Raw genomic sequence first — 17,828 nt, 5'->3', positions numbered from 1 at the left:
ATTTCGTTTGGGCCCGGTTGCATGGGCGGGCGGTGATGACTATCGGCCCGTCATGACGCACCCCACCGACACCATCCTCATCGTCGACTTCGGAAGCCAGGTGACCCAGCTGATCGCCCGGCGGGTGCGTGAGGCCGGTGTCTATTGCGAGATCGCGCCGTTCACCACGGCCGAAGACGCGTTCACACGAATGAAGCCGCGCGGGATCATCCTGTCGGGTTCCCCCGCTGGCGTTCCGGAAGAGGGCTCCCCGCGAGCACCGCAGGCTCTGTTCGAAAGCGGCCTTCCGATCCTCGGCATCTGCTACGGCCAGCAGGTGATGAGCCACCAGCTTGGGGGCCGGGTCGAGGCGGGCGGCGCCGATGGCGAGCGCGACGGCGAGTTCGGCCGCGCGTTCCTTACTGTCACCGAGGATTGCGCCCTGTTCGACGGGCTGTGGAAGGTCGGCGAGCGCCACCAGGTGTGGATGAGCCACGGCGACAAAGTGACCGAGTTCGCCCCAGGCTTCCGGATCGTCGCGGTTAGCGACGGCGCACCGTTCGCCGTCATCGCCAACGACGAGAAGCAATATTTCGGGACGCAATTCCACCCGGAGGTCGCGCACACCCCGGACGGGGCCCGATTGATCGCCAACTTCGTCCGTCACATCTGCGGTTGCAGCGGCGATTGGACGATGGCCGCCTATCGCGAGACCAAGATCGCTGAAATTCGCGAGCAGGTTGGCGAAGGGCGCGTCATCTGCGGCCTTTCGGGCGGAGTCGACAGCGCGGTCGCGGCGGTGCTGATCCACGAGGCGATCGGCGACCAGCTGACCTGCGTGTTCGTCGATCACGGCCTGATGCGGATGGGCGAGGCGGAACAGGTCGTTTCGCTGTTCCGCAATTCGTACAACATCCCGCTGGTCCATGTGGACGCCAGCGAAGACTTCCTCGGCGGCCTCAAGGGCGTCACCGACCCGGAAGCCAAGCGCAAGTTCATCGGCGCCGAGTTCATCAACGTGTTCGAAACCGAAGCCAAGAAGGTCGGCGGCGCCGACTTCCTGGCCCAGGGTACGCTTTACCCCGACGTGATCGAAAGCGTCAGCTTCACTGGCGGACCGAGCGTGACGATCAAGAGCCACCACAATGTCGGCGGCCTGCCAGCGCGGATGAACATGAAGCTGGTCGAGCCGCTTCGCGAGCTATTCAAGGACGAGGTTCGCGAGCTTGGCCGCGAGCTAGGGCTGCCTGACGCATTTGTCGGCCGTCACCCGTTCCCCGGACCGGGCCTTGCGATCCGAATTCCTGGCGAGGTGACGAAGGAGCGCTGCGATATCCTGCGCAAGGCGGACGCCATCTACCTCGAGGAAATTCGCAATGCCGGGCTCTACGACGCCATCTGGCAGGCGTTCGCGGTCCTTCTGCCGGTCAAGACGGTCGGTGTCATGGGCGATTACCGGACCTACGACAGCGTCTGTGCACTTCGCGCGGTGACCAGCGTCGACGGCATGACTGCCGATATCTATCCGTTCGACGCGTCCTTCCTCAGCGCCGTCGCGACCCGGATCATCAACGAAGTCCAGGGCATCAACCGCGTGACCTACGATTACACGTCGAAGCCGCCCGGGACGATCGAGTGGGAGTGAGCCTGCCCTGCTGAAAGGGGGAAGCATGGATTGGAATGAAACGGCGAACGCCGTCCAGATCGTCGCCAACCTGGCCGTGGTCGCCTCGGTTTTGTTTCTCGTCGTCCAGTCGCGCCTTGGCATCCAGATGCTCCGCGAAGCCGCGGAACGCAATCACATGGACAAGCACCAGAGCGTCAGCAGGATCATCGCTGAAAATCCCCAGCTGGCGGAGTTATGGTCGCGCGGAAGTCGCCAGGGGATCGCCAGCCTGACCGAGCCCGAACGCGTCCAGTTCGTCAATTTCTTCACCTATGTCTTGCGCATCTGGGAAGAACTGTACCTTCAACAGGGCCGCGGTCTCATCGACAGCAAGATGTGGTCGGCCAATGTGCTCATTCTGCGCGATACCAAGGCGATGCCGGGCGCAAGCGATGCCTGGAGCATCCGGCGGCACCTTTTCACCGATGCGTTCCAACGGTTCTACGATGAGCAGGACAGTAGCCTCGCCAAGCCTCTTTACGAGCTCAAGGGCGGTCACAGCCCCTGATGGCTTCGGTCAAGGCGGAGCCGCCAAAAGTCCGTTCGTAGAATGACGGGATCACGGCCTAGTAAGATTGGAGTATAGGCATTGGCGTGAAAGGGGATGTTTCGATGCGCCCGCTGTATTTTGCTGCCGCTTCCTTCCTGATTACTTCGTTCGTGGCGCCGGCCGCGGCTCAAGCGCCTGGTGCTACTGCCGACGAACCGATCGTCGTCCAGGGCCAGCGCGACACCGAGGATCGGCCTTCCGTCGTGACGAAGCTTCGGCGCATGATCGACGAGTCCACGGGCGACCAGCTCGCGCGCTTCGAGGACGAGATTTGTCCGGCGGTGATCGGAATGCCGGCCGACTGGACCGCCATACTGGCTCGAATCATTCGCGAAAATATCGTCGCGACGGGCGGCAAGGTCGGCAAGGAGGGATGCTCGGTCAACGCGGCCGTCATCTTCATCGACCAGCCGCAGGAATTGCTCTGGGCGTTGAACAAGGAGGAGCCGAGCTTCTTCATGAACATGAGCCCGCGCGAGTTCGACCAGTTTTCGGGGCCGCGCCGCGCCGCCTACAGCTGGCATACGGTGAACACGTACACCAAGGACGGCGTCCATATGGACAAAGTGTCGCGTTTCGCCTCGGCGACGCGCCTCTACACCAACGTCCGCGAAGAGATGGAATCCGGCCTGGTCGTGATCGACCGCCGGGCGACAATCGGCAAGAGCCTGCGCCAGCTCGCCGATTTTGCGACCATGCACCTGATGCTCGACGTCAACTGGCGAACGCCGCATGTCGACCGCTCATCGATCCTGTCGCTGTTCCATTCCCACGACGACGGCCCACCGCTGCGCATGTCGTCGTTCGACCGCAACGCGCTGAGCGGCTTCTACCTACAACGGGAAAACAATCGCACTGCGGACCAGCAACGGCAGAATATCGCTCGGGCGATCGAACGGCAGGAGGAAGGAAAGTCGGCAGTCGGCACCAAGCGAGACGACTAGCTCTGGTTCCAATGGTGCGATGAAGGCATAGCCGCCGAATGATCACGCTTCACGGGATTCCCAATTGCGACACGGTGAAGAAGGCGCGGGCGTGGCTCGATGCCCAAGGCGTCGACTATCGCTTCCATGACTTCAAGAAGCTCGGCGTAAGTGCCGAAATGCTTGAGCGCTGGGCGGAAAGCGCCGGTTGGGAGACCTTGCTCAACCGGCGCGGGACGACATTCCGAGCGCTTTCCGACCCCGACAAGGCGGACATCGACCGCGACAAGGCCGTGCGGCTGATGGAAGCCAATCCCAGCCTCATCAAGCGGCCGGTGGTCGAGGACGAAAGCGGCAAGGTCACGGTCGGCTTCTCGAACGAAGCGTTCGAAACCGAGTGGAAGCCATGAAGCCGCCACTTTTCTCGGCAAGGACGAGACACTAACTTCACGGACGTGACCATGCTCGACCTTGCCCGAATTCGCGCAGCCGAAGTTCAGGAAAAGCCATATCCGTTCTTCACGGTAGAACAGGCGATCCTTGCCGATTCCGTCGATCGTGTGGCTTCCGATTTCCCGAAGATCGGCCGGGCAGGGGTGGTCAACCCATCCGACACTTCGCCTGGTCCGGCCTTCGCCGCCCTTCTTGACGAACTGAAGGGCGATGCGTTTCGGTCGGTCATCGCCGAAAAATTCGACGTCACGCTCGATGGTTTGGACATCAAGATCAACCTGCGCGGTCACGCCCGCAAGACGGACGGGAACATTCATACGGACACGCCGACCAAGGCTGTGACCGTCCTGCTCTATTTCAACAAGGAGCAGGAAGCCGCGTCGTCGGAAACAGGTCTGCGCATCCTCAAGAATAGCAGCGACCTCGACGATTATGTGGCCGAGGTCCCGCCGTTGCTCGGCAACATGCTGGCGTTCAAGGTCACTCCGAACTGCTGGCACGGGCACAAGCCGTTCGAAGGCGAGCGGCGTTCGCTCCAGCTCAACTATCTGAGCGGCCTCGAACGCACGAAAAAGCATGAGCGGGTCCGCCGCTTCTTCCGGCACGTCGGCCGCCGCATCGGGCTGGATTAAGCCTGACACTCGGCGCGGCACTGTTGCTGAACGGCCTCGTAAGACCCGGTTCAGCCCGGTTTCGCTAGCTTTTCGGCCATGAACTGGAAACTTCCCACTGCCATTGCGGCCATGTCCGCAGCCCTGTTGGTCACGGGTCCGGCCTTCGCCGATCCGCGCGAGGCCAGTCCCAACGACCCTACATGCCGCGAAGGCAGCAAGCCGGCGTTGCTGGTTCGCGTGACCGGCCTGAAGAACGGGTCCGGCAAGGTCCGGGTCCAGGCTTATGGCCCTGGCGCCTCGAACCATCTCAAGAAGGGCAAGTGGGCCGGGCGCGTCGACGTTCCGCTCAATGGCCGGCGCAGCGTCGACGTCTGTCTGCCACTGCCATCCGCCGGCACCTATTCGGCCGCGATTCGCCACGATGCCAATGCCAACCGCAAGTCGGACTGGAACGATGGCGCGGCCTTTTCGCGCAATCCGAAGCTTGGGCTGACCACCAAGCCGAGTTTCGGCCAGACCGCCGTGCGCGTTGGCAACGGGCCAACCCGCATCAGCGTCGTCCTGAATTACCGTCAGGGCCTAAGCGTCGGTCCGATCTAGGCTGAGCCCGAAACCCGCCACGCTTCGCTTGTCGGGGCCTTACGCCTGGCGGCTCTAGCGGTACGCGATCAGCCGCCCACCCTCGGTGAGGATGTAAAGCGTCGAGCCGGCGACAACCGGCTGCGCGGTGACACCGTCGCCGGCACCGGTCTGGCTTTGAACCACGCCGGTTGCCGGATCGATGTTGATCAGCGTGCCGTTCGTTCCGGCCACGATCAGCCGTCCGCCGGCCAGAACCGGGCCCGAATAGTAGATCGGACCCTTCTTGCCGGCCTGGTCCCGCCAGCGGCGGAGCTCGGTAAGCCAACGGATCTTGCCGTTGGCGCGGCTCATCGCCAGCACCTTGCCTTCGTCGGTCGCAACGAACACCCAGTCGCCCGCGACCCACGGCGTCGCGATGCTCCCGACATTCTGCTCCCAGATGCGCTGGCCGCTGGTCAGTTCAAGCGCGACCATTCGGCCGCCCTTGCCGAGCGCGAACACCTGGTTGCCGTCGATGACTGGATCGGCGTCGACGTCCGAAAGCGAAGCGACGCTGGTCGACATGGTCGTGCGCTGCAACGCATCCTGCCAGACGACGCGGCCATTTTCGTAGCGGTAGGCATTGAGCTCGCCCGAGGAGAAGCCGGCGACCACCGTTCCGCGCGCCACGGCAGGGGCGCCTGAGCCGAACACGCCGGCGATTTCCAGCGCCGCCGCGCTCGACCAGTTCGTCGCGCCGTCAGCCGTCTTCAGGGAGAATAGCTGGTTGTCTTGGCTCATCACGTAAAGCGCGTCGCCGACCACGGTCGGCGCACCGCGCAGCGGACCGGCCGGCTTCACCGTCCAGATCGGCGCTCCGGTTCCCGCGTCGAGCGCTGCGACGTAACCGAGACCGTTGGTCGCGTAGATGCGGCCGTTATCGAAAGCGACTCCGCCGCCGTAGAGCACGGCGCGGTCCTTGCCTGCGTCGCCGAAGCGCGCGCTCCAGATTTCGCCGCCATTGCGGGTATCGAATGCGCGCACCACGCCTAGCGTATCGATGGTGTAGACCCGGCCGCCGCCGACTACGGGGCCGGTAACCAGCCGGGCGCCGCTGTGGTTGCCTTCGCCGATCCGCGCAGTCCATGCCGTTCCCAGCGCCTGGCCGAGCGCGACATGGCCGACCGACTTGTAAGCATTGCCGCCGGACTGCGCCCATTCCTCGTTGGCGACGGCCTCGGGCAGGACCATGGGCATTGCCGCGGTCTCCGGATCGACCTGAAGCTCGATTTCGTTGACAAGGACGGAAACCCGCTCGCCGACGGTCGGCGTTTCCACCCTGTCCTTCTTGAACGGGTTGCAGGCCGTCACCAGCGCGGACGCGCTGACGATCAGCACGAGGTTACGATTACGAAGCGTCATCGGGATTGTGGTCCTTTGGAAAGATCGTCGATCGCCGCAGAAGCGTCCACGCCGAGCGTTCCGGCAATCTGGACGGCACGGCTGCGGATCGTCATCGGTACGGTCTTGTTGCCGGCAAGCGCGGCGAACAGGCGGCCGGCCTCGGCGGTCTTGTTCTGCTTGAGCAATGCCATCGCCGTCATTTCGCCGGCACTCCCGAACCAGGCGCTCTCTGGCTTGGCCAGCGGCTCAAGCCGGGCGATGACTGCCGCCGGCTCGAGCGTGTCGAATTCCAGAGCGGTCATCCGGATGGTCGCGAGGTCGCGCGTTGACTGGGCGATGCCGCTGTCCGCCGCAAGCCCGCGATAAAGCGCGATTGCCCCCGTCTTGTCGCCCTTGGAAAGCAGCACCGCCGCCTTGGTCAGCTTGGCCTGGGCGGCGATTCCTTCGGAGGAGCTTTCGAGCAGCGGGTCCAGCTTCTTGTCGACCCCCGTGCGGCCGGCGCCGATTTCCTCCATCGCGGCAACAAGTGTTTCGCTGTCGCGCGCTGCGGCTTCCTGCTGACGGTTGTGCCAATAGAGGTAGCCCGCCACCAGCGCGAGCAGCAGAAGGACGCCGCCGACGATCAGCGGGGCGTTTTTCTTGAGGAGCTGTTCGGCCTGGTCCCGGCGGAGGTTCTCATCGACCTCGCGCAGGAAGGCTTCGTTGGTATCCGAAGGAGGGAGAGCCAAAAATTACCTCTTCATGGGCGGGACGTCACAGGGGCCATGCTTCCTCCCCCGCCTGAACGGAAGCTTGCCGGATGCGAGCGTCTAGCGGGCGGAGGAACGAAAGGCAAAGGGCAGCATCAGTGCAGAACAAGATACGTGACAACGCTAATCGCTGCGTTTTGAACGGCGATCAACATCCAGAATGCTCGCGGCTCCTCACTTCGAATAAGGGCGCGCGCATAAGAGGGAAATGCTGCCCCGAAAACAACCTGAGCGATTAGGGCTGCCCACAAGACAAGGAGCGCAAGTTGGCTATCCGCGAAGGTCCTGTTGGTAGGCAAGAATAGGAATAACAGTAGCGCAATCGGCAAAGCTATCCACTTCGCGAGCCGCTGTTTTGGAGTTTCCGGCAGTTCCGCCTCGCCGTCGTAATCAGGATTGTAGCGCGATTCGCGGTAACTCATTTCAGATCTTCGGCCGATACGTCTGCTCGGCGGTCGGGAAGGTGCGAGCCCGCACTTCCTCGCGATAGGCGGCAGCGGCGGCGCCGATTTCGCTCGCCAGATTCGCATAGCGTTTGACGAAGCGCGGAGTCCGCTCGAACAGGCCGAGCATGTCCTCGGTCACCAGCACTTGGCCGTCGCAATTTGCGGAAGCGCCGATGCCGATGGTCGGAACGTCGATCGCCTTCGTCACCTTGTCGGCGATCGATTCCATCACGCCTTCCACGACGACGCAGAAAGCGCCGGCCTGGGCGACCGCATTGGCGTCGCCGACGATCTTTTTCGCTTCGGCATCGGATTTCCCCCGCGCGCCATAGCCGCCGAGCACGTTGACGGCCTGAGGAGTGAGGCCGACATGACCGATGACGGGAATTCCCCGGCCGGTCAGGAAAGCAATGGTGTCGGCCATCGCCTCGCCGCCCTCCAGCTTCACTGCCGCGCAGCCGGTTTCCTTCAAGATCCGGCTTGCGCTGGCGAACGCCCGTTCGGGCGAGCCTTCATAGCTGCCGAAAGGCATGTCGACCGCGACCAGCGCGTGCCAGCTTCCGCGCACGACAGCGGCGCCGTGCGCGCACATCATTTCCAGCGTGACCGGAACGGTCGACGGAAGGCCGTAGATCACCTGTCCAAGGCTGTCGCCGACCAGCAGGATCTCGCAATGCGGGTCGAGCAATTGCGCATAGCGCATCGTGTAGGCGGTCAGCATGACGACCGGCTCGGCGGTCTCCCCGTCGACCTTGCGCGCCCGGATCGCGGGCACCGTCATGCGCTTTCCAGGAACCGGCGAGGGGGTCGCCCGGCTGGTCGCCGTATCGATGGTGAAAGTGGACATTCGGTCCTTCTAGCGGCTGGTGCGATGCACAACCAGTCCGGTCACGGCCACGTCTTGCCGACAACGAAGGAAAGTTATGGACGTAGATGCGTAATCCTTGCAGCATCCTCGGCCGATTTACGCCAAATTGCTGAGAAAGGTTTCGCATGGCCCTAATTCGTATTGTGCTCGCGGTCGCTGCGCTGAGCAGCGCTGGTGCCGTCTTCGCTCAACAGGGGGCGTCCGCCGCCGACCCTCAGGCTGCGACGCCCGCCGATTCGGCCACCCCGGCAGAACCGGCCACGCCAGCAGAACCGGCCACGCCAGCAGAACCGGCCACGCCAGCAGAACCCGCCACGCCAGCCGCCGAAGCGACTCAAACGGCTGATGCCGCGGCTGCTGCCGAAGCCACCCCGCCGGGCGAGGTGAAGAAGGCCAAGAAAAAGCAACGGACACGCCAGTCGAAAATGACCGGCATGAAGGGCTGGTAAGAGCGAAACGATCTTCCTCGGTGCGCCCGCGTCTTCCCCTGGCGCGGGCGCGCTTTCCGTTTAGTGCAGCCAGCCCGAGCGGCGAGCGCGGCGGGCGAAGTGCCAGATCACGCCGCAGACCACGACGATCAGGAAGGGCAGGAACAGCATGTCCGAACCGACCAGGTTGCGAAGCGCGGGTACGGTCAACAGGCCGGAAAATTGCACGACGACAGCAATTAGCGAAACGAGCAGCAGCGGCTCGGCCAGCTTGCGGCGCATCAGCAAGAGGATGGCGGCAACCAGCCCGATCCAGACGGCGAGGGCGTAGGCCCCGGTCATCCAAACGGGGGTCGCGTCCCACATCTGCCGCTGGTCGGCCGGCAGGGCCGCCGGGTCGACGCTGACCTGCATGAGGTACATCGCGCAGCCGATAAGCTCCCAGGCCAGAGCGCCCAGCGCCGCCAAGGTAAACCAGCGCGGCGCGCCTGCTCGATTGTCTTCGTCCATCGTCTGCCCCCTCGTTTTGACAGGCGCGAAGGTGACGGCGTTCCACCTTCGGTGCAAGCGTCGGTTGACCCCGGGAGCGGGGGCGGGCAGTGCGCTTCGCACATATGCCCCTCCCAGTCGTCGCCATCGTCGGCCGTCCCAATGTCGGCAAATCGACCCTATTCAACAGGCTGGTCGGCAAGCGCGTTGCGCTGGTCGACGACCGCCCGGGCGTGACCCGCGACCGGCGCGAGGGCGATGCCGAGCTTCTCGGCCTCAAGTTCCGGGTGATGGATACTGCCGGCTTCGAGGACGAGGACGCCCAGTCGCTTCCCGGCCGGATGCGGGTGCAGACCGAGGCGGCAGTCGAAGCCGCCGATGTCGCGCTTTTCGTGATCGACGCTCGCGAAGGGCTGACCCCGCTCGATGAGGAAATCGCCCGCTGGCTTCGCGGCAGCAAGACTCCGGTCATCCTCGCCGCCAACAAGGCCGAAGGTCGGGCGGGGGAGGCCGGGCGGATGGAAGCCTATGCGCTTGGCATGGGCGAGCCGTTCGCCTTGTCCGCCGAGCATGGCGAGGGCCTCGTCGACCTGTTCGAAGCCATTCGACCCTTCGTCGAGCGTGAAGAGGACGAAGCCGCAGAGCCGGACGATGGCGAGGAAAGGCCCCTCGGACCCTTGAAGCTGGCGATCGTCGGCCGCCCAAACGCCGGCAAGTCGACGCTCGTCAACAAGATGCTCGGCGAGGACCGGATGATCACTGGGCCGGAAGCCGGCATTACCCGCGACAGCATCTCGATCGATTGGCAATGGCAGGGCCGGGACGTGACGCTGGTCGATACGGCGGGCCTCAGGAAACGCGCCAAGATCGACGACAAGCTGGAAAAACTGAGTGCCGCCGACACGCGCCGCGCGATCGACATGGCGGAAGTCGTTGTCCTGCTGCTCGACGCCACGCGCGGACTCGAAGCGCAGGACCTCAAGATCGCCGACCAAGTGATCGAGGAAGGACGGGCGCTCATTATCGCGCTCAACAAGTGGGATGTCGCCGAACATGCATCCAGCCTGTTCAACGGGGTCAAGGCCGCGCTCGAAGAGGGCCTGAGCCAACTGAAAGGGGTCTATGTCCTCACCGTCAGCGGCAAGACCGGCAAGGGCATCGACCAGCTGATCAACGCCGCCTTCGAGCTTCGCGACGCATGGAGCATGCGGGTCGGCACTGGTGAGCTCAATCGCTGGTTCGCGCGCGCGATCGAGGCCAATCCGCCACCCGCACCCGGCGGCAAGCGAATCAAGCTTCGCTACATCACCCAGGTGAAGTCGCGCCCGCCGACGTTCGTCATCTTCGGCAACCGGGTCGACGAGCTTCCCGGAAGCTACGAACGCTATCTGCTCAATTCGATGCGCCGCGACCTCAAGATCGGTCCCGTCCCGCTCCGCCTCAATCTGCGGGCTTCGAAAAATCCGTTCGGATCGAAGGCGCAATAAAGAGAAGCTTTACCCTTTCGGGTGCACAAGGCGCTGGTGGGACTGCGCCGATTGGCGGCGCGAGGGAGTGACAAAGTGGACGACGTCAGCCTCGTCGATTGGACGCATTTCGAGCGCTCGCGCGCGGAGCTTGGTCCCGGATTCATACGGATTTTGGGCTATTACCGCGAAGACGGGGAAAAAAGCGTCGCCCAGATCGAGCAGGCGATGCGCGAGCACAATACGATCGCGCTGGTCATCCCCGCACATACGCTGAAGGGCGAGTCGCGGCAGTTCGGCGCCGAGCCGCTGGCGGAGATCGCCGAGAAGATCGAGAATGTCGCCCGATCCTGCATCGAGACTCATCGCTTCCCGGATGAGCTGATCCCGGACGTCGTCGCGCTCCGCAAAATGTTCCAGCGCACGCTGGAGCTGTTCGACCAGGCCACCAACCCGCTGCTGACCCGCGCGGCGCCGGGCGGTTTCGGTCGCAAGGTCGCGAACCAGGATTTCGGCCGAATCTAGACTTTGCGCATCGCCTGCGGCCGGCCGCGTGCGAGGCTCCGCCACAGCCATTCGAGCGGGCCATAGTTGAACCGCGCGAGCCACGGCTTCGACCACAGCAGCACCAGCGCCCACACCATGGGAACGGCGAGCCAAGCCTCGACACGCGTCACCTTGCCGTAGAGGCCCAAGCCCCAGCCGTAGAAGATAGCCGTGCAGACCAGCGACGTGCCGATATAATTGGTGAAGGCTGTCCGCCCGACGGCCGCGACCCTATTCACCGCCCGGCTGTTTCGGCGCGACCACAGCACCAGCAGGGCCGCGTAGCCCAGCGCCTGCGCAAATCGGAACGGCACCATCGCCGCCAGGAAGCCGCCGAGCACAAGCGGAACGTAGAAGCCGGTCATCAGGTCGGCGACCACCAGTGCGGCATGTCCGGCCAGGCCGATCCCAATCCCCAAGCTGCGATCCGACGGTAGGTGGCGTCGTCCCATGCCCCGGTGAAGAAGCCGGAGCGATAGCCCGCCATCCCGACCAGCATGAGCGACAAGGTGTCGGGCAGAAGGGCGAGACTGTTTGAGAAGATCGCCCACAGCTTCGACCATTCGTAGGCGACGATACCGCTCCAGCTGCCGCCGTAGATGGCCTGCTCGCGGGCGATGTCGGAGGGAATTGCGAAGACCGAGCTGGCGTTGGCGTTCCAGTTGCGGATCATTTCCGGCGCGGCATTGGGCGCGTGGGCGGCAAGGTCCTGGTGGACCAGGGTCGCGGCGATCGCCGCGAACAGGACAGTGTGGATGATGGCGAAGATCCCCGCGGCAAGGATCATTCGCGTCGCGCTGGACCGTGCCCAGAGTAGGGCGACAAACCCCGTCAGGGCGTAAAGGGTAAGGATATCTCCGTGCCAGATGAGCACGGCGTGGGCGAGGCCGAGGGCCAGCAGCACCGTCATCCTGCGGACATGCAGCCACGCGCCCCATTCCCCGGCCGCTTCGGCCTTGTCGATGACCAGCAGCATCGACGCCCCGAACAGCATCGAGAACAGCGAACGGAATTTGCCGTCGACCAGCAGCATATTGACGGCCCACAGCGCCAGGTCGCCGACGCTGGCGTCGCGATAGGCCTGCGGGTTGAGGTAGGCCGCGCGGACCATCGAGAAATCGACGATATTGACGCTCAATATGCCCATCACGGCGATCCCGCGAATGAGGTCGAGAGTCAGGTAGCGCGTGCCGGAAGCTTCAGTCGGGACGGTGGACATTGGCGCGGCCGGCACTCCAGCGTGAGGCCTGGTGTTTTAGCTACATAAGACAGCAAGGCAAGCGCCCTTTGTGCGCGTTACTCCTCGGCAGCTTCCGATTGCAGCTGGATATAATTGTGGATGCCCATTTGCCGGATCAACTCGAACTGTGTTTCGATAAAATCGACATGGCCCTCCTCGGCCGCGAGAACCTCGGCGAATAGGTCGCGGCTGGTAAAGTCTTTCACGCTCTCGCAATAAGCGACGCCCTCGCGGTACATTGCGACCGCCTCCAGCTCAGCCTCAAGGTCGGCCTTCAGGATTTCCTCGACCGTCTCGCCGATGCGCAGGCTGCCCAGCGACTGGAAGTTGGGGAAGCCGTCGAGGAACAGGATGCGGTCGGAGAATTTGTCCGCATGCTTCATCTCGTCGATCGATTCGTGGCGTTCATATTCCGCCAGCTTCTTGACGCCCCAGTTTTCGAGCAGGCGATAGTGCAGCCAGTACTGGTTGATCGCGGTCAGCTCGGCCTTGAGCGCCTCGTTCAGTAGCTCGATGACCTTTGGGTCGCCCTTCATGGTTCTCTCCTCGCGGAGCTAAGGCCCTAGGCCTCCGGGCCAACCAAGGGAAGGGCAAAAATGGCGGAAAAGCCAGAAAAATATGCGAATGCGAGTCACTCGCAGTCGCGTACCTTTAGGCTGCGCGCTGGTCGATCTCGGGCGGGTTGCTGAGCACCTGCTCGACGATATCGTCGGCGAGTTCCTGGCAGCCGCCGCATTCGAATTCGCAACCCATCGAGGCGTAAGCCGATCGGGCGTCGGTGCAGCCACGAGCAGCGGCCGCGCGGATGTCGCAATCCCGAATCACATTGCACGAGCAGATGATCATAGGAGTCGTATATGCGATAATGCGAACCATTCGCAAGTATTATCGCAAGCGTTCCTTTAGGTGACGTGCTGCGATGATCGCGATCGGAATTCCGACCAGTACGATGTGCGCGAACAATTGCGTCGCGATGGACAGCGGCTTTGGGGGAAGAGGGGTGTCGAAGCGCAGTGGAACGACGACCCAGTTCATGATCGCGTAGGTTAGAACGCCGTAGGCAATGCCGCCGCGGACCGGCATGTCGACAAGGTGCGCGCTTCGTTCGCAATTCGCGAACCAGAAATAGGCCGCCGCCATGATGGCCATCAGGATGAAGTGAACGACGAGGCCGAGCGCCGCTCCGGCGGTTCCCATATCGGTCGCGCCGGGGAATGGCCCAGAGGCGACGTAGCGGAGCATGTCCGGTATCTCGCGGCCATAAGCCGAGGTCAGGATCATCGCGAACAGGATGTCGAGCGTGCCCGCGACAAGCGTGGCAATCGCGATCGGTCGAAGCATGACAGTCCCCCTTGTTGCGGGAGACTTGCTGCTCAGGCGAAGAAAGGCAACAGCCCTAGAGCTCGTTCGACATCAGCGTGGGGAAGAACCCCTCGTGCGCGGCGCGCAGGTCGGCGAGGGACGCCGCGAAGCCCGGTCCGCGAACGCCGTCGCCTCCAGTCGTGCCGATCGGCGCTGCGAAAAGGTTGGCGGCCGATGCCGCGGCGATGACGCCATTCGCATCGCGCGTCGTAACCAGCATCCTTCCCTGATCCTCGCCGAACATGATCGCAACCGGGTTGGGGACATTGGGAAGCGTGAGCTCAACGCCGATCATTCCGGCCAGGGCCATTTCGGCAATCGCGACGAGCGCGCCACCGTCGCTGATGTCGTGAACGCCGCTTACACGTCCGTCCCGGATCAAGTCACAGGCAAGGCGGCCAAGCCGCTTTTCAACGTCGAGATCGACGGTTGGCGCAGCGCCGTCCTTCCGGCCGTGGCAGACGTCTAGCCAGAGCGATTGCCCGACATGGCCGGTCGAATGACCAATTAGCACAAGAGTTTCACCCTCCGCCTTGAACGCGATTGTCGCCGACTTCGACCAATCGTCGAGCAGGCCGACGCCGCCGATCGCCGGGGTGGGGAGGATGGCGCTTCCGCCGCCGGTCGCCTTGCTCTCGTTGTAGAGGCTGACGTTTCCACTGACGATCGGGAAGTCGAGCGCGCGACAGGCAACGCCCATGCCGCGAAGCGCCTCGACGAACTGGGCCATGATCTCCGGCCGCTGCGGATTGCCGAAGTTAAGGCAGTTCGTCACCGCGAGCGGACGCGCACCGACCGCGCAGAGGTTGCGATAGGCTTCGGCAATCGCCTGCTTCCCGCCCTCATAGGGGTCGGCATAGACGTAGCGCGGCGTGCAGTCGGTGGTGATCGCCAGCGCCTTCCTCGAGCCGTGGACACGGACGACCGCCGCATCACCGCCCGGTTTCTGGACGGTGTCGGCGCCGACTTGGCTGTCGTACTGCTCCCAGATCCAGCGCCGCGAGGCGAGGTTCGGCGAACCCATCAGCTTGAGCAAGTCGGCGGCGATGTTCGCGCTTTTGGGCACATCGCCGAGCGGCTTAACCTTCGCCCACGCCTTATATTCGTCGAGGCTCAGGTGCGGCCGGTCATATTCCGGCGCGGCGTCGGCTAGCGGGCCGAGCGGGATGTCGCACACGACATCGCCTTGCCACTCCAGCACCATGTGGCCGGTATCGGTGACTTCGCCGATCACCGCGAAGTCCAATTCCCACTTTCTGAAGATGGCTTCGGCCTCGGCCTCGCGACCGGGCTTCAGGACCATCAGCATCCGCTCCTGGGACTCCGACAACATCATCTCATAGGGCGTCATGCCCTCCTCGCGCTGCGGCACCTTGTCCATGTCGAGGCGGATTCCGGCCCCGCCCTTAGACGCCATCTCGACGCTCGAACTGGTGAGGCCGGCCGCGCCCATGTCTTGGATGGCGACGATCGCGTCGGTCGCCATCAGTTCGAGGCAGGCCTCGATCAGCAGTTTCTCGGTGAACGGGTCGCCGACCTGGACCGTCGGGCGCTTCTCGTCGCTATTCTCGTCGAAGTCCGCCGACGCCATGGTCGCGCCGTGGATTCCGTCGCGGCCGGTCTTGGAGCCGACATAGACGATCGGATTGCCGATGCCGGTCGCCGCCGAATAAAAAATCTTGTCCGTCTTGGCGACGCCGACGGTCATGGCGTTGACCAGGATGTTGCCGTCATAGGCCGTATCGAAATTGACCTCGCCGCCGACGGTCGGAACGCCGACGCAATTGCCGTAACCGCCGATCCCGCTGACGACGCCGCTGATCAGGTGACGCATCTTCGGATGGTCCGGCCGGCCGAAGCGCAGCGCGTTCATATTGGCGATCGGCCGTGCGCCCATGGTGAAGACGTCGCGCAAAATACCGCCGACGCCGGTCGCGGCGCCCTGATAAGGCTCGATGTAGGACGGGTGGTTGTGGCTCTCCATCTTGAAGATCGCCGCATCGCCGTCGCCGATGTCGATCACGCCTGCGTTTTCGCCCGGGCCGCAGATCACCCACGGCGCCTCGGTCGGCAGCTTCTTCAGGTGCAGGCGCGAGCTCTTGTAGCTGCAATGCTCGGACCACATGACCGAGAAGATCCCAAGCTCGACCAGGTTCGGCTCGCGCCCAAGCGCGGCAAGTATACGGTCATACTCCTCGGTGCTCAGGCCGTGCTCGGCGACGATTTGCGGGGTGATGACGGGGGCGGTGGCTTCGGCGACGGTCATGGCGGCCCCGTAGCCCCGCAGCGCCCAAAGAAAAACCCCCGGCGCCGGGCCGGGGGTCGGTTGATTCATCGGGCGTGGTGCCCGCCTGCCTCGAAGGAAGGCCCCTTACTTCTTGCAGCTCTTGCCGTTGAAGGTGATTTCCGAAGCCTTCGGGTCGCCCTTCAGGGTCGTCCCTTCGGCGGTGTAATCGCCGCCGGCCTCGGCTTGCGCCACGTTCACGCCGCTGCCGCCTTCCGGCGTCACGCGCGCGCTGCTGACCTTGCCGTCGGATAGCCAGTCCACCGACAGGACGCTGTTGTCGCCGCAGCGATATTTGTGGCTGGCGACGATCGAAGGGGGAAGCTGGACGTTGGCGACCGCATTGGCGAGCTCGGCTCCGCCGCGCGGATCGGCAGGACCGCCGGTGATGACTTCGGGCGAGGTGTCGCAACCGGCGAGCGCGGCGGCGAGCACGAGTAGATTCAGTTGCTTTTTCATACGGATACCCATCTCGGGCGGTTTTTGCGGTGCGTCAAGCTTTCGGTTCCGGGCGCCATCAAGATTTGCAATGCGACGTGGCGATGCATAGGCTGTGCTCCATGAGTGGGGAGGAGCCGTCTCATCGGCAACGCATCAGGATCGGGCTGACCGGCCTGGCGTTCGTGTTCCTGTTGGTGATCATCGGCGCGGCAATCACGCGTTGGAGCACCGAGCCGGACCTGACGAATGCCGGCGCTGGCAACGCCATCGTCCAGCCCAACGATCCGCTGGCGGAGATTGGCGCTGCGCCGGGCGAATCGTCCGCGGCCAATGCGGCATCGAGCGAGAACCAGCAGTCCGGCGCACGGTGAGGCGGATCCTTGCCGCCCTCGCGCTGGTGCTGACAGCGGGCGCCTGTGGCGATGGCAAGACGGCCCGATCTGATTCCAAGCCCGATCTTTACCTGATCACCCCGCTGCCCTTTCTGTTCGGTGAAACCTTCGGGCTCGACTCCAAGGCGCTGCCGATCGCAACCAGTCTTCAGGAACGCTACCGTTTGGTCGGCGTGGATTTGCCGAGTCAGGTTCCGGCCGGTGCCACCTTGTTGATGATCCAGCCGCGCGCGCTTCCGGCCGAGGAATTGGTTGCCCTGGACAATTGGGTGAGGGCCGGGGGACGGCTGGTCCTGCTTGCCGACCCGCGGCTCGAATGGCCGAGCGAGCGGCCGCCGGGCGATCCGCTCCGGCCTCCGCCGATGTTCGCAGATACCGGCTTGCTTGAGCATTGGCAGTTAAGGCTCGACGCCCCGGACAAGGCGGGGCCAGTCACCGTCGCCGGGGTGACTTATGTGTCGCCGGGCAAGCTGGTGGGTCGCGGGCCGTGCGCCGTGGAAGCCGCTGGCCACGTCGCGCGCTGCAAGCTCGAAACGGGCCGCGCGATCATCGTCGCCGATGCCGACTGGCTCAATGACGCGCTGGTCGAGCAGGCCGGCGCCACGTTCGATTCTCAGGAACGAGCGCTCGAGGCGCTGCTTCGCGACTGAATTTCCCGAGTCGACGCGATTCGAGAACCCCACAAACTTATCCACAGGTTCGCGCTCAAGAACAGTCCGTGAACAGCGGGCCGTGATTGTTGCGTTATTGCCGCAATTTCCCAAGGAAAAGCGCCGTTTGGGCATGAAATCCCATGAAATGGCATCAAAATCCATTGTGTCCCTGGGTCGCTTGAGTTACCAACATCACTGGCGCGGGGCGATCCTCACCTTTGACGGAAGGACGCGGGGCGGACGGCGATGCCGTTCACCCTGCGAACGGGAAAGCTGTGCGTCCCCGGGGAGTAAACAGGGTGGCACTGGAGCAT

The 17,828-nt window shown here is 63.9% G+C and carries 23 protein-coding genes; 11 read left to right on the top strand and 12 right to left on the bottom strand.

What is annotated here, in order from left to right; genetic code table 11:
* The first annotated feature begins 52 nt into the window (after positions 1 to 52).
* The 6 genes from guaA to G7076_RS09365 all read left to right on the top strand — a co-directional run bounded on the left by guaA (position 53) and on the right by G7076_RS09365 (position 4,785).
* Positions 53 to 1,624, top strand: a complete 1,572-nt coding sequence (gene guaA / locus G7076_RS09390) for a glutamine-hydrolyzing GMP synthase (RefSeq protein WP_166202289.1) — start codon at positions 53 to 55, stop codon at positions 1,622 to 1,624.
* Positions 1,625 to 1,649: 25 nt separating this feature from the next.
* Positions 1,650 to 2,153 (top strand): hypothetical protein, encoded by a 504-nt coding sequence (locus G7076_RS09385; protein ID WP_166202287.1) that lies wholly within the window; start codon positions 1,650 to 1,652, stop codon positions 2,151 to 2,153.
* 104 nt (positions 2,154 to 2,257) lie between these two features.
* Positions 2,258 to 3,139, top strand: coding sequence for a hypothetical protein (locus G7076_RS09380; protein WP_166202285.1), 882 nt, complete (start codon positions 2,258 to 2,260; stop codon positions 3,137 to 3,139).
* A gap of 38 nt (positions 3,140 to 3,177) precedes the next feature.
* Positions 3,178 to 3,528 (top strand): ArsC family reductase, encoded by a 351-nt coding sequence (locus tag G7076_RS09375; protein ID WP_166202284.1) that lies wholly within the window; start codon positions 3,178 to 3,180, stop codon positions 3,526 to 3,528.
* A 51-nt stretch (positions 3,529 to 3,579) separates the two neighbouring features.
* Positions 3,580 to 4,203, top strand: a complete 624-nt coding sequence (locus tag G7076_RS09370) for a 2OG-Fe(II) oxygenase (protein ID WP_166202282.1) — start codon at positions 3,580 to 3,582, stop codon at positions 4,201 to 4,203.
* Between the two features lie 78 nt (positions 4,204 to 4,281).
* Positions 4,282 to 4,785, top strand: coding sequence for a DUF2141 domain-containing protein (locus G7076_RS09365; protein ID WP_166202281.1), 504 nt, complete (start codon positions 4,282 to 4,284; stop codon positions 4,783 to 4,785).
* A 54-nt stretch (positions 4,786 to 4,839) separates the two neighbouring features.
* Here the strand turns inward: G7076_RS09365 and G7076_RS09360 are convergent, their stop codons facing one another.
* The 4 genes from G7076_RS09360 to panB all read right to left on the bottom strand — a co-directional run bounded on the left by G7076_RS09360 (position 4,840) and on the right by panB (position 8,192).
* Complete coding sequence (locus tag G7076_RS09360; RefSeq protein ID WP_166202279.1) at positions 4,840 to 6,168, bottom strand: PQQ-binding-like beta-propeller repeat protein; 1,329 nt, start codon at positions 6,166 to 6,168, stop codon at positions 4,840 to 4,842.
* Complete coding sequence (locus tag G7076_RS09355) at positions 6,165 to 6,878, bottom strand: tetratricopeptide repeat protein (protein ID WP_166202277.1); 714 nt, start codon at positions 6,876 to 6,878, stop codon at positions 6,165 to 6,167. Before G7076_RS09355 ends, G7076_RS09360 begins: the two co-directional genes overlap by 4 nt.
* Before the next feature lie 116 nt (positions 6,879 to 6,994).
* Positions 6,995 to 7,321, bottom strand: a complete 327-nt coding sequence (locus tag G7076_RS09350) for a hypothetical protein (RefSeq protein ID WP_166202275.1) — start codon at positions 7,319 to 7,321, stop codon at positions 6,995 to 6,997.
* 1 nt (position 7,322) lies between these two features.
* On the bottom strand, positions 7,323 to 8,192 hold the full coding sequence (panB, locus tag G7076_RS09345; RefSeq protein WP_166202273.1) for a 3-methyl-2-oxobutanoate hydroxymethyltransferase: 870 nt from the start codon (positions 8,190 to 8,192) through the stop codon (positions 7,323 to 7,325).
* A gap of 146 nt (positions 8,193 to 8,338) precedes the next feature.
* Here panB and G7076_RS09340 point away from each other — a divergent pair, with 146 nt between their 5' ends.
* Complete coding sequence (locus tag G7076_RS09340; RefSeq protein WP_166202271.1) at positions 8,339 to 8,662, top strand: hypothetical protein; 324 nt, start codon at positions 8,339 to 8,341, stop codon at positions 8,660 to 8,662.
* A 60-nt stretch (positions 8,663 to 8,722) separates the two neighbouring features.
* On the opposite strand, the gene G7076_RS09335 is transcribed toward G7076_RS09340, so the two are convergent.
* Positions 8,723 to 9,151, bottom strand: coding sequence for a hypothetical protein (locus G7076_RS09335; protein WP_166202269.1), 429 nt, complete (start codon positions 9,149 to 9,151; stop codon positions 8,723 to 8,725).
* Between the two features lie 104 nt (positions 9,152 to 9,255).
* On the opposite strand from G7076_RS09335, the gene der reads away from it, so the two are divergent.
* Together der and G7076_RS09325 are read left to right on the top strand one after the other, a co-directional pair.
* A complete protein-coding gene (gene der, locus G7076_RS09330) occupies positions 9,256 to 10,617 on the top strand; it encodes a ribosome biogenesis GTPase Der (protein WP_166203551.1) in 1,362 nt (453 codons plus the stop codon).
* A 75-nt stretch (positions 10,618 to 10,692) separates the two neighbouring features.
* On the top strand, positions 10,693 to 11,121 hold the full coding sequence (locus tag G7076_RS09325) for an Hpt domain-containing protein (protein ID WP_166202267.1): 429 nt from the start codon (positions 10,693 to 10,695) through the stop codon (positions 11,119 to 11,121).
* Here the strand turns inward: G7076_RS09325 and G7076_RS09320 are convergent.
* The 7 genes from G7076_RS09320 to G7076_RS09290 form a co-directional block, all read right to left on the bottom strand.
* A complete protein-coding gene (locus G7076_RS09320) occupies positions 11,118 to 11,561 on the bottom strand; it encodes a DUF418 domain-containing protein (RefSeq protein WP_166202265.1) in 444 nt (147 codons plus the stop codon). The two genes, G7076_RS09325 and G7076_RS09320, sit on opposite strands and share 4 nt — an antisense overlap.
* Positions 11,507 to 12,361 carry a hypothetical protein gene (locus G7076_RS09315; protein ID WP_166202263.1) on the bottom strand — a complete coding sequence of 285 codons (855 nt, stop codon included), beginning with the start codon at positions 12,359 to 12,361 and terminating at the stop codon, positions 11,507 to 11,509. Before G7076_RS09315 ends, G7076_RS09320 begins: the two co-directional genes overlap by 55 nt.
* Before the next feature lie 77 nt (positions 12,362 to 12,438).
* Positions 12,439 to 12,918, bottom strand: coding sequence for a bacterioferritin (gene bfr, locus G7076_RS09310; protein WP_166202261.1), 480 nt, complete (start codon positions 12,916 to 12,918; stop codon positions 12,439 to 12,441).
* Positions 12,919 to 13,033: 115 nt separating this feature from the next.
* Positions 13,034 to 13,228 (bottom strand): (2Fe-2S)-binding protein, encoded by a 195-nt coding sequence (locus tag G7076_RS09305; RefSeq protein ID WP_166202259.1) that lies wholly within the window; start codon positions 13,226 to 13,228, stop codon positions 13,034 to 13,036.
* Positions 13,229 to 13,267: 39 nt separating this feature from the next.
* The gene (locus G7076_RS09300) at positions 13,268 to 13,723 is read right to left on the bottom strand and encodes a hypothetical protein (protein WP_166202257.1); all 456 of its coding nucleotides are present in this window, start codon (positions 13,721 to 13,723) and stop codon (positions 13,268 to 13,270) included.
* Between the two features lie 55 nt (positions 13,724 to 13,778).
* Positions 13,779 to 16,010: a phosphoribosylformylglycinamidine synthase subunit PurL gene (purL, locus tag G7076_RS09295; RefSeq protein ID WP_166202255.1), complete on the bottom strand. Its 2,232-nt coding sequence runs from the start codon at positions 16,008 to 16,010 to the stop codon at positions 13,779 to 13,781.
* Positions 16,011 to 16,115: 105 nt separating this feature from the next.
* On the bottom strand, positions 16,116 to 16,487 hold the full coding sequence (locus tag G7076_RS09290; protein WP_166202253.1) for a hypothetical protein: 372 nt from the start codon (positions 16,485 to 16,487) through the stop codon (positions 16,116 to 16,118).
* A 101-nt stretch (positions 16,488 to 16,588) separates the two neighbouring features.
* On the opposite strand from G7076_RS09290, the gene G7076_RS09285 reads away from it, so the two are divergent.
* Both G7076_RS09285 and G7076_RS09280 read left to right on the top strand, forming a co-directional pair.
* On the top strand, positions 16,589 to 16,840 hold the full coding sequence (locus G7076_RS09285; protein ID WP_166202251.1) for a hypothetical protein: 252 nt from the start codon (positions 16,589 to 16,591) through the stop codon (positions 16,838 to 16,840).
* Positions 16,837 to 17,511 (top strand): DUF4350 domain-containing protein, encoded by a 675-nt coding sequence (locus tag G7076_RS09280; RefSeq protein WP_166202249.1) that lies wholly within the window; start codon positions 16,837 to 16,839, stop codon positions 17,509 to 17,511. Before G7076_RS09285 ends, G7076_RS09280 begins: the two co-directional genes overlap by 4 nt.
* The last annotated feature ends 317 nt before the right edge of the window (positions 17,512 to 17,828 follow it).

It is taken from the genome of Sphingomonas sp. HDW15A (genome assembly GCF_011301715.1).
Classification (GTDB): Bacteria; Pseudomonadota; Alphaproteobacteria; order Sphingomonadales; family Sphingomonadaceae; genus Sphingomicrobium.
Note: the sequence above shows the minus strand (reverse complement) of the source record. Positions and strands in the feature narration are given on the sequence as shown.

Bases quoted from the DNA above. Each gene is read 5' to 3' on its own strand.
- guaA (WP_166202289.1), top strand. From the start codon at position 53: ATGACGCACCCCACCGACACCATCCTCATCGTCGACTTCGGAAGCCAG.
- G7076_RS09365 (WP_166202281.1), top strand. From the start codon at position 4,282: ATGAACTGGAAACTTCCCACTGCCATTGCGGCCATGTCCGCAGCCCTG.
- G7076_RS09380 (WP_166202285.1), top strand. From the start codon at position 2,258: ATGCGCCCGCTGTATTTTGCTGCCGCTTCCTTCCTGATTACTTCGTTC.
- G7076_RS09350 (WP_166202275.1), bottom strand. From the start codon at position 7,321: ATGAGTTACCGCGAATCGCGCTACAATCCTGATTACGACGGCGAGGCG.
- G7076_RS09315 (WP_166202263.1), bottom strand. From the start codon at position 12,361: ATGTCCACCGTCCCGACTGAAGCTTCCGGCACGCGCTACCTGACTCTC.
- G7076_RS09375 (WP_166202284.1), top strand. From the start codon at position 3,178: ATGATCACGCTTCACGGGATTCCCAATTGCGACACGGTGAAGAAGGCG.
- G7076_RS09360 (WP_166202279.1), bottom strand. From the start codon at position 6,168: ATGACGCTTCGTAATCGTAACCTCGTGCTGATCGTCAGCGCGTCCGCG.
- G7076_RS09300 (WP_166202257.1), bottom strand. From the start codon at position 13,723: ATGCTTCGACCGATCGCGATTGCCACGCTTGTCGCGGGCACGCTCGAC.
- der (WP_166203551.1), top strand. From the start codon at position 9,256: ATGCCCCTCCCAGTCGTCGCCATCGTCGGCCGTCCCAATGTCGGCAAA.
- G7076_RS09285 (WP_166202251.1), top strand. From the start codon at position 16,589: ATGAGTGGGGAGGAGCCGTCTCATCGGCAACGCATCAGGATCGGGCTG.
- G7076_RS09340 (WP_166202271.1), top strand. From the start codon at position 8,339: ATGGCCCTAATTCGTATTGTGCTCGCGGTCGCTGCGCTGAGCAGCGCT.
- G7076_RS09370 (WP_166202282.1), top strand. From the start codon at position 3,580: ATGCTCGACCTTGCCCGAATTCGCGCAGCCGAAGTTCAGGAAAAGCCA.
- G7076_RS09385 (WP_166202287.1), top strand. From the start codon at position 1,650: ATGGATTGGAATGAAACGGCGAACGCCGTCCAGATCGTCGCCAACCTG.
- panB (WP_166202273.1), bottom strand. From the start codon at position 8,192: ATGTCCACTTTCACCATCGATACGGCGACCAGCCGGGCGACCCCCTCG.
- bfr (WP_166202261.1), bottom strand. From the start codon at position 12,918: ATGAAGGGCGACCCAAAGGTCATCGAGCTACTGAACGAGGCGCTCAAG.
- G7076_RS09290 (WP_166202253.1), bottom strand. From the start codon at position 16,487: ATGAAAAAGCAACTGAATCTACTCGTGCTCGCCGCCGCGCTCGCCGGT.
- G7076_RS09335 (WP_166202269.1), bottom strand. From the start codon at position 9,151: ATGGACGAAGACAATCGAGCAGGCGCGCCGCGCTGGTTTACCTTGGCG.
- purL (WP_166202255.1), bottom strand. From the start codon at position 16,010: ATGACCGTCGCCGAAGCCACCGCCCCCGTCATCACCCCGCAAATCGTC.
- G7076_RS09305 (WP_166202259.1), bottom strand. From the start codon at position 13,228: ATGATCATCTGCTCGTGCAATGTGATTCGGGATTGCGACATCCGCGCG.